General features: G+C 38.5%; 14 protein-coding genes. 6 read left to right on the top strand and 8 right to left on the bottom strand.

Annotation, left to right across the window (positions count from 1 at the left end; genetic code table 11):
- Positions 1-115: 115 nt before the first annotated feature.
- Genes KKW16_RS00660 through KKW16_RS00650 form a run of 3 tightly spaced genes read right to left on the bottom strand, consistent with a single transcriptional unit; the run spans position 116 to position 3,828 of the window.
- Positions 116-757: a hypothetical protein gene (locus KKW16_RS00660; protein ID WP_140523752.1), complete on the bottom strand. Its 642-nt coding sequence runs from the start codon at positions 755-757 to the stop codon at positions 116-118.
- A 1-nt stretch (position 758) separates the two neighbouring features.
- Positions 759-2,159, bottom strand: a complete 1,401-nt coding sequence (locus KKW16_RS00655; protein WP_215767750.1) for a restriction endonuclease subunit S — start codon at positions 2,157-2,159, stop codon at positions 759-761.
- The gene (locus tag KKW16_RS00650) at positions 2,149-3,828 is read right to left on the bottom strand and encodes a class I SAM-dependent DNA methyltransferase (protein WP_215767749.1); all 1,680 of its coding nucleotides are present in this window, start codon (positions 3,826-3,828) and stop codon (positions 2,149-2,151) included. Before KKW16_RS00650 ends, KKW16_RS00655 begins: the two co-directional genes overlap by 11 nt.
- A 164-nt stretch (positions 3,829-3,992) precedes the next feature.
- On the opposite strand from KKW16_RS00650, the gene rbfA reads away from it, so the two are divergent.
- The 3 genes from rbfA (at position 3,993) to tyrA (ending at position 6,513) form a co-directional block, all read left to right on the top strand.
- On the top strand, positions 3,993-4,379 hold the full coding sequence (gene rbfA, locus KKW16_RS00645; RefSeq protein ID WP_118800409.1) for a 30S ribosome-binding factor RbfA: 387 nt from the start codon (positions 3,993-3,995) through the stop codon (positions 4,377-4,379).
- Complete coding sequence (gene truB, locus KKW16_RS00640) at positions 4,379-5,299, top strand: tRNA pseudouridine(55) synthase TruB (protein ID WP_215767748.1); 921 nt, start codon at positions 4,379-4,381, stop codon at positions 5,297-5,299. The genes rbfA and truB overlap by 1 nt, the downstream gene beginning before the upstream one ends.
- Before the next feature lie 89 nt (positions 5,300-5,388).
- Positions 5,389-6,513 (top strand): bifunctional chorismate mutase/prephenate dehydrogenase, encoded by a 1,125-nt coding sequence (gene tyrA, locus KKW16_RS00635; protein WP_215767747.1) that lies wholly within the window; start codon positions 5,389-5,391, stop codon positions 6,511-6,513.
- Positions 6,514-6,548: 35 nt separating this feature from the next.
- On the opposite strand, the gene queF is transcribed toward tyrA, so the two are convergent.
- The 5 genes from queF to KKW16_RS00610 are packed head-to-tail and all read right to left on the bottom strand — an operon-like array spanning position 6,549 to position 10,276.
- Positions 6,549-7,388 carry an NADPH-dependent 7-cyano-7-deazaguanine reductase QueF gene (queF, locus tag KKW16_RS00630; RefSeq protein ID WP_215767746.1) on the bottom strand — a complete coding sequence of 280 codons (840 nt, stop codon included), beginning with the start codon at positions 7,386-7,388 and terminating at the stop codon, positions 6,549-6,551.
- A gap of 54 nt (positions 7,389-7,442) precedes the next feature.
- The gene (locus tag KKW16_RS00625) at positions 7,443-8,228 is read right to left on the bottom strand and encodes a Zn-ribbon-containing protein (RefSeq protein WP_215767745.1); all 786 of its coding nucleotides are present in this window, start codon (positions 8,226-8,228) and stop codon (positions 7,443-7,445) included.
- Positions 8,219-8,599, bottom strand: a complete 381-nt coding sequence (locus KKW16_RS00620) for a SufE family protein (protein WP_215767744.1) — start codon at positions 8,597-8,599, stop codon at positions 8,219-8,221. The genes KKW16_RS00625 and KKW16_RS00620 overlap by 10 nt, the downstream gene beginning before the upstream one ends.
- Positions 8,596-9,795, bottom strand: coding sequence for a cysteine desulfurase (locus KKW16_RS00615; protein ID WP_215767743.1), 1,200 nt, complete (start codon positions 9,793-9,795; stop codon positions 8,596-8,598). Before KKW16_RS00615 ends, KKW16_RS00620 begins: the two co-directional genes overlap by 4 nt.
- 1 nt (position 9,796) lies before the next feature.
- Positions 9,797-10,276 (bottom strand): thermonuclease family protein, encoded by a 480-nt coding sequence (locus KKW16_RS00610; RefSeq protein WP_215767741.1) that lies wholly within the window; start codon positions 10,274-10,276, stop codon positions 9,797-9,799.
- A gap of 313 nt (positions 10,277-10,589) precedes the next feature.
- On the opposite strand from KKW16_RS00610, the gene KKW16_RS00605 reads away from it, so the two are divergent.
- From KKW16_RS00605 to KKW16_RS00595, 3 genes are all read left to right on the top strand, one after another.
- Positions 10,590-11,021 carry a CidA/LrgA family protein gene (locus tag KKW16_RS00605; RefSeq protein ID WP_048952682.1) on the top strand — a complete coding sequence of 144 codons (432 nt, stop codon included), beginning with the start codon at positions 10,590-10,592 and terminating at the stop codon, positions 11,019-11,021.
- Positions 11,022-11,041: 20 nt separating this feature from the next.
- A complete protein-coding gene (locus KKW16_RS00600; RefSeq protein WP_065264778.1) occupies positions 11,042-11,737 on the top strand; it encodes a CidB/LrgB family autolysis modulator in 696 nt (231 codons plus the stop codon).
- Between the two features lie 92 nt (positions 11,738-11,829).
- Complete coding sequence (locus tag KKW16_RS00595) at positions 11,830-13,215, top strand: anti-phage deoxyguanosine triphosphatase (RefSeq protein ID WP_502793449.1); 1,386 nt, start codon at positions 11,830-11,832, stop codon at positions 13,213-13,215.
- Positions 13,216-13,291: the final 76 nt, after the last annotated feature.

Genomic DNA, 13,291 nt, shown 5'->3' with positions numbered 1-13,291 from the left:
AGGTGTTTTTTATGAGTAATTTTTCTGTTAATTCGCCCCCTTGCAGCCAACAAACCTCTGAATAAATCCCCCTCTTTCGTAAAGAGGGGATAGGGGAGATTTGGCAGAAGTGAAATCAACCTTGTAATTCATATTCCAAATCAAGAGAATCATAGAAATCTAAGAATTCTTGATTTAGATTTGAGTATTCATCTTTGAATACTGGGGCATTATTTCCTTGGGTATCATCAGAAATAATATCACCTAATATTTCTGATAAATTCTTTTTAAGAATAAATTGGTCAACGATTTCTCCCCAAACTGGAGATTTGTGATTAAGTTCATAATCATTCAGGTTACCTACTAATCCCATCTCTTGCATTTTTATTATTTTTATTGTTTGTTTTTTAGGAATCAAAATATAAGAACAAGCTTGAGAAAATTTTGCTTTTTTAGAAGGTGGATTAAATTTGCTTGTAGAAAAATCATCAGCTACTCCATTAGATTCAATATAAATGCAAGATGTAGAGTAATTAGGTGATTTTTGAACAAAGAATTTACAGTTATCAAAATCATGTTTTGATAGGATTCTTTCTACATCAGAATAGAAATCTTCTAAAAAATCCTTTAAATCTGCAATGTATTCAGGATTTTCGATGTGGCATCTTCTATTAGAAATATGTGAATCTCTAATTTCTTTTATTCGTTGAAGAAATGTATCTTTAGTAGGATATGTAACGTTACGTCTTTTTAAGTAGCAAGGTTTACCTCTAGCCATTTTAAATTTCTCCATTTAATAATTTAGGTAATAACAAATCTCTAGTATCTTTCAATAAATCAATTTCAGATAGAAGCTGTTTTCTTTTTTCAAATAAAGAAGAAACATATTTCTGATGTAATTCAAGTAATTTAAAATCGGGTACTAATAAAGAGATTTGTTTCAAATGTGTAGGTCCAAAGTTACGCTGGGCAGAACCTGAAGCTCGGATTTCCAATTCATGTTGTAATTGATTCTCAACAAAGCCAGCAATGAAGCCTAATGTGCTTTTATTTTTAATAGGACGGAAACGGATAACGCTTGTATTGAGTGATAAAGGTAAATGTTCCTTCCTTACAAAAGCAAATCGTCCTAATGTTCCAGATGTTGAAACAACAATATCGTCTTCTTCAAGCTGGAAGTGTTTATATTTTCCAAAAGCTTCTTCCTTCGTGATTTTATTTGCGGTTGTTAATGTCAAGTCTCCATTCTGGATGCAGCGAATATTGATAAACTTGATACCATCTTCTTCATCTGTATATTGCCAATTACGAATGCCTGGACCTTCAAGAAAGTCAATGATTTCAGGTAGTGCTTTAATTTCCCACCCCTTCGGAATTTCAACCCCATCAACCTCCACCATCTCACACGGAAACGCTTTGGCGGTTTCGGCTAATTCTGCGTAGCGTTCAGGTTGTGTTTGTGAAAGTGCGGTCAGTTCTTCGGGTGTTTTTCCGCTGATTGTCTGCATGACTGCCAGTTCCGCTTGTTCAAGGCTAAGGCCGTCTGAAAGGGCTTGGACTTTGGCACGCACGGGATCGAAATCGACAAACCAGCTTTTAAACAGGGCTTGGGCGATTTGTTCCAAGGTTTGGTTGATTTGGGTGTTGAGTTGGATTTTTTTATCTAATTCAGAAAGTATATCTGCAATTTCTGTTTGCTTTTCTAAACTAGGAATGTAGAAACAAAATTCTTTAATTGTTTTTGCACTAAGATTTTGTTGTGCAGCACCTGTAGCAAGACTTTGGATTTCTTTTTTATATAAACGTAGCAAATAGAAAATAAATCTATAATCAGCTTTTTTAGGATCTATAATCAATGCACAGCAAGCTTGATTACAAGCCATTTCTTTTCCTAAAACTCCAAGTTCTCCAACAGTAGCTCCATACATAGCTAGAAGAATTGTATTTACAGGGAGTAGTTTTGCAGATGATTTTCTAACAGCTTCTTCTGTTATTTTTTCTTCGCTTTCCCAAATATACCCATTGTTAAGTTCTTTAGTTTTAACCCAATTTATATTCCCGTTTTCATATAACTTGGGATTTTTTCTACTGGGTGTTCCGCCTGATGTTACCTTTAAACAAATTTCTTCTAAAGAATATTTATGCCAATTTTTATTCGAAGCTAAAATATTAAATATCATACCCCAATCCCCCTAAATTCTTCTTAATCTCCGCTTCCAATTCCGCACTTTTCGCAAATTGCTCCTTCAAAAGAGCGGTCAGATTTTGCATTTTTTCTGCAAATGGTACGCCGTCGTCTTCTTGTTCTGCAGTGCCAACGTAGCGCCCCGGTGTGAGGACGAAGTCGTTGTCTTTAATCTCTTCTAAAGTCGCGGATTTGCAGAAAGCGGCTTGGTCTTCGTAGCCGTCTGATTTTTGCCAAGCGTGGAGGGTATCGGCGATTTTGGCGATGTCGTCAGCGGTGAAATCACGCAATACGCGGTCTTTCATATAGCCGATTTGGCGGGCATCGATAAATAACACTTCGCCTTTGCACTTTTTGTTGCGGTTTAAAAACCAAATACAGGCAGGGATTTGGGTGTTGGTAAAGAGCTGGCCGGGTAGGGCAACCATACATTCGACCAAGTCGGCATTGATGATGGCTTTGCGGATTTCGCCTTCGTTATTGGTTTGGCTGCTCATGGACCCGTTGGCAAGCAATAATGCCATTTTGCCGTTTGGCGAGAGGTGGTAAATCATGTGTTGCAGCCACGCGAAGTTGGCGTTGCCTTTGGGTGGCGTGCCGTATGCCCAGCGTGGGTCGTCGGAAAGGGATTCGTTCCACCAATCGCTGATATTGAATGGCGGGTTTGCCATGATGAAATCCATCTTTTTATCGATGTGTTGCGGCTGCGTGAAGCTGTCGGCGTTATGTTCGCCGAAGTCGTAATCAATGCCACGAATCGCCATATTCATCGCCGCGAGTTTCCAAGTGGTTGGGTTGAATTCTTGCCCGTAGATGGAAACGTTGTTGATGTTGACTTGATGGGCGGTGATAAAGCGTTCGGTTTGCACGAAAAAGCCGCCGCTGCCCATGGCAGGGTCATACACGCGGCCGGAGTATGGCTCTAGCATTTCGACAATCAGAGAAACAATGGATTTCGGCGTAAAATATTGGCCGCCTCGTTTGCCTTCGGCTTGGGCAAATCTGCCGAGGAAGTATTCGTAAACGTGGCCTAGAATGTCTTTTGCGCCTAAATGCACAGGCTCGCCGTTGTAAGTCGGACGGGTAAAGTTGGTATCGGAGAAGAGGATAATCAGCCCGCGCAGGGTGTCTTCGTTTACGGCATAGCCGCTAATGCGTTGGAGTACGCCTTTGAGTTTTTCGTTGTCTTTTTCAATGGCATCGAAGGCATCGTCAATGAGTTTCGCCACGCCAGAAAATTTTCCACCCCAAGGCAATTCTGCCCCAGTGTTGAGAATAGAGACTTCTTGTAAGGCTTGCCAACGTGCAGAAGCTGGCACCCAAAATACGTTATCCGCGGTGTAATAATCACGGTTTTCTAGTTCTGCAGTTAAGGCTTCTTGATACTCTTCTTCAGTATCAAAAAAAGTGCGGTCAAGATAGAGGGGATTTTCAGCATCGAAAAGTTCCGCCTGAATTTTTTCCTGTTGATGAGTGAAACTATCAGAAATGTATTTTAAAAAGATAAGACCAAGAACGATATGTTTATAGTTAGCGGCATCAAGTTGTTGGCGGAGTTTATCCGCAGATGACCAAAGTTTTTCATCTAATTCATTTAAAAATGCTTGTTGTAATGCATGATTTTCATCGACAATCTTGGTCGTCTCGTCTCGTCTCGCTTGCATAAATTATGCCCTCTGTAAAGTGATTTTTATCGGAAGTTTGAATATTCAAACAAATTATCAGGTGTCATTCTATCGAAAAACAGTATTAGGTTGAAAGGGATTTTTACGTGCTAAATCCAATGATTTCCAGTAGAATGGGGCGCTTTTATAAATAAGGAATAACTATGGCAAGAGAATTTAAACGTAGCGATCGCGTCGCTCAAGAAATACAAAAAGAAATAGCAGTAATTTTACAACGAGAAGTGAAAGATCCCCGTATTGGTATGGTGACGGTTTCTGATGTGGAAGTGTCGAGTGATTTATCTTACGCAAAAATCTTCGTGACTTTTTTATTCGATCACGATGAAGCGGCAATTGAGCAAGGCATGAAAGGCTTAGAAAAAGCATCGCCTTATATTCGTTCATTACTAGGTAAAGCGATGCGTTTACGTATCGTGCCAGAGATTCGCTTTATTTACGATCAATCCTTAGTTGAAGGGATGCGTATGTCAAATCTTGTGACAAATGTTGTGCGTGAAGATGAGAAAAAACACGTTGAGGAAAGCAACTAATGTCTAGACCTCGTAAACGCTGGCGTGATGTTGATGGTGTGTTTTTGTTGGATAAGCCACAAGGCATGTCATCAAATGACATTATGCAAAAGGTGAAGCGTTTATTTCAAGCGAACAAAGCGGGGCACACTGGCGCGCTCGATCCGTTGGCTACGGGGATGTTGCCGATTTGCTTGGGCGAAGCAACTAAGTTTTCACAATTTTTGCTTGATGCAGATAAGCGTTATCTTGTTACGGCAAAATTAGGCGAACGTACCGATACTTCCGATGCGGAAGGGCAAGTCGTGGAAACTCGTGAAGTTCATGTTGAAACTCAGCAAATTTTGACCGCACTTGAACAATTTCGTGGTGATATTTTACAAGTGCCGACCATGTTTTCTGCGCTAAAACATAACGGTAAACCGCTTTATGAATATGCACGACAAGGTATTACGGTTGAGCGTGAGGCGCGTCCAATAACGATTTTTGAACTCAATTTTATTGAATATCACGCACCTTATTTAACCTTAGAAGTGCATTGTTCAAAAGGCACTTATATTCGCACCTTAGTAGATGATTTGGGTGAAGTGCTAGGTTGTGGCGCGCATGTGACAATGTTACGCCGTACAGCCGTAGCGGATTACCCCGTAGCAGAAATGATGCCAATCGATGAGTTACAACTGCTTGCTGAAAGTTTTCCATTAAGTGAATTGGATCGTCTATTACTGCCAACTGATACCGCTGTAAGTAAATTGCCCGCTTTGCATTTAGATGTAGAGCAGAGTAAAGCCATTGGTTTTGGTCAGCGAGTGAAATTTGCTAACGACCAGCAATTAAGTGGCCAAGTGCGGTTATTTTCAGCGGAGAATTTATTCTTAGGCGTAGCCTTGATCGATGGGAATATTATTCGCCCACAAAGGTTAATCACGCAATCCGCATAACCTAATTGCCTTTCCTATAAAATTCTAGTAATCTCATCTGTAATTAATTTTTTACAAATTGTGTAAACTAAATTTTGCAGGTGAGTTTTATGGAAGCCCTAAAGGATTTACGTTCTGAAATTGATTCGCTTGATCGCGAACTTATCCAACTTTTTGCTAAACGTCTTGAGTTGGTTTCTCAAGTCGGTAAAGTTAAACATCAACATGGATTACCTATTTATGCGCCTGATCGTGAAATAGCAATGCTCCAAGCGCGTCGTTTAGAAGCTGAAAAAGCAGGCATTTCAGCCGATTTGATTGAAGATGTTCTACGTCGTTTTATGCGCGAATCCTATGCCAATGAAAACCAATTTGGCTTTAAAACCATCAATCCTGATATTCACAAAATTGTTATTGTGGGCGGTTATGGTAAATTGGGTAGTTTATTTGCCCGTTATTTACGTGCATCTGGCTATCCAATTTCTATTTTAGATCGTGAAGATTGGACGGTAGCTGAAAGTATTTTAACAAATGCGGATGTCGTGATCGTTTCCGTTCCCATCAATATTACTTTGGAAACGATTGAGCGACTAAAACCTTATTTAACGGAAAATATGTTGCTTGCAGATTTAACTTCTGTTAAGCGTGAACCGCTAGCGAAAATGCTTGAAATTCATTCTGGCGCGGTGTTAGGTTTACATCCAATGTTTGGGCCAGATATTGCAAGTATGGCAAAACAAGTGGTTGTACGTTGTGATGGCCGTTTCCCTGATCGTTACGAATGGTTACTTGAGCAAATTCAAATTTGGGGCGCAAAAATTTATCAAATCGATGCCACAGAACACGATCATAATATGACTTATATACAAGCCTTGCGCCATTTTTCAACTTTCGCGAATGGTTTACATCTTTCCAAACAGCCCGTTAATCTTGCTAATTTATTGTCGCTTTCTTCCCCTATTTATCGCTTAGAACTTGCGATGATCGGTCGTTTATTTGCGCAAGATGCAGAGCTTTATGCAGATATTATTATGGATAAGCCAGAAAATTTATTAGTAATTGAAACGCTAAAACAAACTTACGACGAAGCCTTAGCTTTCTTTGAAAATAATGATCGTCAAGGTTTTATTGAGGCTTTCCATAAGGTGCACGACTGGTTTGGCGATTATTCAGAACAATTCTTAAAAGAAAGTCGTCAGCTATTGCAGCAGGCAAATGACTTGAAGCAAGGGTAGGGGAAAGTGCGGTGAAATTTCATCGCACTTTTCTTTTACTGTCTCGCTAATCTTAAATTTTCAGGTAAGTTCTCAAAATTGGAACGGAACGGGTTGATGTCTAATCCGCCACGACGAGTATAGCGTGCGTAAACAGTGAGTTTTTCTGGTTTTGCGTAGTGCATTAAATCGCAAAAAATACGTTCGACACATTGTTCGTGGAATTCATTGTGTTGACGGAACGATACAACGTAACGTAATAATTTTTCGTGATTGATTTTTTTACCAACATAATGAATATGCAAGGTGCCCCAGTCTGGTTGATTGGTAATGAGGCAGTTAGATTTCAATAAATGGCTGACTAATTTTTCTTCGACAATTTCATCCGATACGCAATCTTTTAGCCAATCAGCGTTAAATTCGTAGCTGGTAATTTCAATATCTTGTTCATCAATGCAATCGCCTTGTAAATGATCAATTTTTTGAGAATCATAAACTGTCACTGGATTTAACCGCACTTTTACATCGCCTTGCGCACATTCGCTTAAATCGCGTTGCATGGTTTGTTGAACGACATTGAAGTCGGCAAATTTGCTTTGGTTGAAGCTATTTAAATAAAGTTTAAAACTTTTTGATTCAATCAAATTTTGGCTTTGATAATCCAGATAAATGTCTGCGATAGCCACTTGCGGTAAGCCTTTTTCATTGAGCCACGAGATTTCATAAGCCGTCCAAATATCGGCACCAATGGTAAAAGGCTGGTTTTGAGTAATGCCCAATCCATCACGATTTAACGCGCGTGGCACAGGCTGTAATAAAGTGCGGTCATATTGAGAGGCGTATTCTGTTTTTTGACCGAGTTTTAAGGATTTTAAGCTGTTGTCTTGGTAATTCATCTTTTCTCCGATTAGGTGTTCGAATTTTGCAAATTTCGACACTTTATAAATTAATTACAAAAAATTCCACGATAGATTCGAGACTAACCGACAGGTATCGCATTTAAAATGAAAGGTATCAAAAATCGCATCTTTTAACACCCAATTTGCACCACAAGAAGGGCAGCAACGGGATTTTTCAGATTCTAAAGATTGCCCACCTACACGATATAAATAATAGTAAGTCGGTATGCTCGTTTCTTTTTCGATTTCTTGTGCTAAATAACGCCCATGTTTTGAAAGCGTGCTTTCATGATCTGAAATTTCTGCCAAAGATTGTTGTTCTAATACAGAACCATTCATTTGTAGTTGATCACAGGCTTGCCAATTTTCTTGCCATTTAATCAGATCTTGGCTTAAGTGCGGTTGATTTTTTAGTTGTTTATACAACGGGATTGGTGCGAAATTTTCTCCGCTATGAATTGGCGAACAACTTTGTAAATGGGTTGTGTAAAGCACTTGCCAAGTTGGCGATGTATTTTCTGCTGTTTGATCTGAATTGAAATCATCGCCCACAAGTTGAAAACCATCAAAAATTACGCCGCACTTTTCGGCTTCTTGTAATGCGCGATTCACTTCTGCGTTATTATTTTTCGGGAAAAGACTATCTTGCTCAGGACAAATGACACGCATAGCAAAACCTTGTGCGCCATCTTCTTCTGCTAAGTATAAAGGAATTTCACGTCCGATAATTTGCCCGTTATACCGCCATTGATCGAGCACTGCATTAAGTAAACGGCTTTGCAATTCAATGTTATTTTCAATGGCAGTTAGGCGAAAATAGGTTTCGATTAAATACATAAATTTTTTAATTGCTGTCCGATTTGGTTTAAGCCGTTTAAACGTGTTTCGCTTAAACGTTGTGAAATGCCGAGCTCGCTAAAAAAGGCAGTAATATCAAATTTATTCAATTCATCCGCTGTCTTACCATTTATTTGATTAAGTAAAATCGAAAGCAAGCCATTCATTATTCTGGCTTCGCTAAATCCGTTGAATTGAAAAGTGCGGTCATTTTTAGGAATAATTTGAAACCACATTTGTGCTTCGCAGCCGGTAATGGATTGCATTTGAGCAAGTTCATCATCGCTTGGGCGAGATAAATTTTTGCCAGCTTGAATAATCAGGCGATAGCGATCTTCCCAATTTTTAGCTTGTTTTAATTGTTCTATCATTGTAATAAATCCAGTGCTTTATCTAAGGCGGTAAAAAATGCCTCTACATCTTCCTGTGTATTATAAGGCGCAAAAGATAGGCGTAATGTGGTGCGTTCGCCTAAGCGTGCTAAATAAGGCTGGGCACAATGTTCGCCCACTCGGAGCGCAATATTTTGTTCGCTTAAGAGTGTAGAAAGATCAGAACAGTCAATGCCGTCAAATACAAAGCAAACAACGGTACTTGGTTGAGGAGAACTGAATAATCGACAATTCTCGTAAGATTTTAACCGCACTTTGACGGATTCTGCCAAGGATATAGCGTGCTGTTCTGCTGAGGTAAAATCCCATTTTTGTAGCCAATTCAGTATGGCATTAAAGCCAATAACTCCAGCAATATTGGGTGTGCCTGCTTCTAAACGATAAGGTAACTCGGAAAAAGTAATCCGATTATTTGATACACGATCAACCATTTTCCCACCGAAAAAGAGCGGTTGAAGTTGAGAAAGTGCGGTCAATTTTCCTGTTAAAACGCCAAGGCCATTTGGACCATAAATTTTATGGGCTGAAAATGCGAGGAAATCTGCATCTAAATCTTGTAAATCGATTTTAATATGACTAATCGCTTGTGCAGCATCCACTAAAACCAACGCATTACTATGTTTTCTGATAAGTTGAATCAGGCGTTTAATCGGCTGTTCTGTGCCCGTGACATTTGAAACAAAATTCAGCGCAACGAGTTTAGTTTTTTTAGAAAGGGCAGAAATAAGGGCATTTTCATCAATTAGCCAATTATCTAAAATCGGTAAAATTCGAATTTTTGCACCGCACTTTTTCGCCGTTTCGTGCCAAGTGACAAAATTGGCATGATGATCTGCTTGGCTAATCAGAATTTCATCTTCTGCGTTTAATTGTGGTAGTAATCCATTTGCCACTAAGTTAATCGCGTGAGTTGTACCCGACGTCCAAATAACAGCGCGTTTATCTTCTGCATTAACCCATTCTTCAACCTGTGTGCGAGCCTGTTCATATTGTGCTGTTTGGGCCGCATCATATTGGCTACGATGTACTGAACCCGCAGAAGCATAAAATTCAGCGGTGCGATCAATTAACACTTGAGGTTTCAACGCGGTAGCAGCGTTATCTAAATAAACAACCGCATCTTCATCTTGGAAATAGGGAAATTCTTGACGGAACGTTTGATAATCAAAAGCCATATTAATTTTTCTCTTGTCTGCGCCATTGACTTGGTTCAATCGGATTATTGTTCGCCCAAAGACCAATTCGTTTGGCTTGTGCATTTTCTTGCGCTTGAAGATAAATCGGATCATGGGAATATTGCTTATAAGCCCATGCCATACCTTGTTTAACCATTTCTAAATTAATATTTTTATCTTGATAATAAACAATCGCCAATGTGCGTTGATAGCGATCTTGACCTTTTAAAGAAAGACGCACATCACGGAGATAAACCATATCAGATAACGCTTTTTTAGATTTTTGTCCAAAAGCTTGTTTTTTCTCTGGTGCATCAATTTCAGCTAGTCGCACTTTGATTTGTCGATTATTTTTAGCAAGGCAGGTAAGTGTATCGCCGTCACTAATTCCAACGACACGACAAGTATTTTCTTCACTAGAGCACGCAGAAAGTGCGGTTAAAAAAAGTAAAGAAATTAAAATTAAGCAGTTTTTCATCATTAACCTTGGTAAATTGGCGCTATTGGTGCCAATAAGCGTGTAGAGTATTCCATTTTATGGGTGATAAATGTGTAGACAGATTGTTTAAGATTCATGGTTAATAAGGTGGAACATTGTAACAAATCTTAAGCCTGATGAATAATAGCTGGTGATTTGATTGTGTTTAACTCTTTGTAATTTGATATCAAAATTTGATCGAGCTCACATTTTTTTCAGATTACGCCCGATTTTATTTAAAAATAGGTGGTCAATTTTCTCTTAAAAGGCGTAAAATCTTTTTTAAACATTATCAAAAAAGTTGAAAAGGTCGAATATGGTTCAAAAGGTGTTTTTATTGGCCCGTTCTTTGGTCATTTTATACATTATGTTATATCTCGGAAATCTTATTGCACATTATGTACCTGTAGGTGTACCTGGGAGTATTTGGGGATTGTTATTGCTCTTTTTAGGTTTAACAACACGATTAATTCATTTAGATTGGATTTATTTAGGCGCGAGCTTATTGATTCGTTTTATGGCGGTGCTTTTTGTGCCTGTAAGCGTAGGTATTATTAAATATTCTGATTTATTAAGAGAACAGGTTAATATTTTATTACTTCCCAATATTGTAAGCACATGTATTACATTAGTTGTGATTGGTTTTTTTGCCAATCATTTATATCAACTCCAATCTTTTACACATAAACGGAAAAAAGTAATAAAACGTCGCCAAGTTCAAGAGAAACAAATAACTGAAAACATGTAGTCTTTATTTGGATGTCAATTATGCAGCAGTACGCAATTTATCTTTATACATTTTTAACAATTTTCGGATTTTGGCTTGCATTACAAATTAGTAAACGTTGGAAATCAGTCATTTTCAATTCATTTATCTTAACCGTATTGATTCTTGTGGTAATTTTAGTTGTAGGCAAAATTCCATATGATGATTATATGGCTGGGAATGCACCAATAAACAATTTGCTTTCATTAAGTATCGTTGCTCTTGCTTTGCCGCTTTATGAACAACTCCGACAAATTGCCAAACAATGGAAAATCATTCTTTCAACGGTTTTCATTGCCTCTTTTTTAGCAATGTTAAGTGGTGCACTTTTAGCATTTCTTTTAGGCGCAACTCCCGAAATGGTCGCAACAGTTTTACCTAAATCTATTACAACGCCTATCGCGATGGAGGTTTCTCGCCATTTAGGCGGAATTCCTGCTGTTACCGCTGTAGGGGTTGTTGTTGCAGGTTTGCAAGGCTCTGTTTTTGGTTACCTTGTATTAAAAAAATTAGGTATTAAACATCAAGAAGCTATAGGACTTTCCGTTGGTTCTGTTTCTCATGCACTTGGAACAGTAAGCTGTATGGAAACTAACTCAACGGCAGGAAGTTACAGTTCTATTTCTCTTGTGCTTTGTGGGATTATTAGTTCTATTCTCGCGCCATTTGTATTTAAGCTGATTTATTTCTTTGTTTAAATATCAATAAAAATTCAACCGCACTTTATTTATTCTAGATTGTGTTTGTTCTAGATAAAGTGCGGTTGTTTTTTGTGCTAAATGATTAGATAATGCAGAAAAACGAAATAAAACAAAGCGATATGAAACCACTTATCATTGATTCTTCTTGGACAGAACGTTTTCTTCCAGATCCTCCACGCGAAAAAGATAATCGACCACCATTTCGTCGTGATCGGGGGCGAATTTTACATTCTGCCGCCTTTCGTTGCTTACAAGCGAAAACTCAAATACATGCGATTGGTGAAAATGATTTTTACCGTACCCGTTTAACTCATTCTTTGGAAGTCGCACAGATTGGTAGTAGTCTTGTTGCACAACTTAAATTTTTAGAGACTGTTGAAAGCCTTTCGCAAACATTAAATATTGATAAAAACGAGTTGCAAAAACAATTAAAACCGTTATTGCCGAGTAACGATCTTATTGAGAGTTTGTGTTTTGCTCATGATATTGGGCATCCGCCTTTTGGGCATGGTGGAGAAACGGCATTAAATTATATGATGGCAGAGCAGGGCGGTTTTGAAGGCAATGCACAAACCTTTAGAATTTTAACAAAACTTGAGCCTTACACTGAAAATGCAGGGATGAATCTAACGCGTCGAACACTATTGGGTGTAGTGAAATATCCCGCGTTGTTAGATGTGGCCTCGCCTCAATATGCAGAACTTAATTTTTCTCGCAATATTGATCCTCGTTTTGTGCGTATTCACGATTGGATTCCAGGAAAAGGCATTTTCCGAGATGATTTAAAAATGTTTAATTGGTTGCTCGAAAATCTTTCTGAAAATGACCGTATTTTATTCTGTCAATTTAAAAAAGTTCGGGAAAATCCAGCTGAATCTTTACATACTCGGTTTAAATCGCTGGATTGCAGCATTATGGAATTAGCGGATGATATTGCCTATGGTGTGCATGATTTAGAAGATGCGATTGTGACTGGCGTGGTAAACCCTCATCAATGGCAAGCAGCACATTTCGCATTAAAACAAATTCCATCAGCTTGGTTGCATGAAAATATTGATTCAATTAGCCAACGACTTTTCTCTGATAAACATTTTGAGCGAAAACAAGCTATTGGCGCATTGGTGAACTTTTTTATTACCAATGTGCGGTGGAAATTAACGGCAAATTTTGATGAACCTTTGTTACGTTATAACGCAGAGTTGCCACCTGAAGTGATTGCTGCACTTGGTGTATTTAAAAAATTCGTTTGGGATTATGTTATCCGTAATGTGGATACCCAACGAATTGAATATAAAGGGCAGAGAATGTTGACTGAAATGTTCCAGATTTTTGAATCTGATCCGGAGCGTTTATTACCAAGAAATACTGCAAATCGTTGGCGTAATGCACCAGAAGAAAGGAAGAAACGGATTATTTGCGATTATATTGCAGGCATGTCAGATGCACACGCATTGCGGGTATATCAACAACTTTGATTTAAGAGAGAATCCCATCGAATTGATGGGATTTTTTATGCAAACCGTATAGAATAGTGCGGTTAGTTTTCACTGA

Origin of the sequence: Haemophilus sp. SZY H8 (assembly GCF_018829755.1) — a bacterium.
GTDB lineage: Bacteria > Pseudomonadota > Gammaproteobacteria > Enterobacterales > Pasteurellaceae > Haemophilus > Haemophilus haemolyticus_K.
The sequence above is the reverse complement of the archived record's forward strand: the minus strand, read 5'-3'. Positions and strand labels throughout refer to the sequence as shown.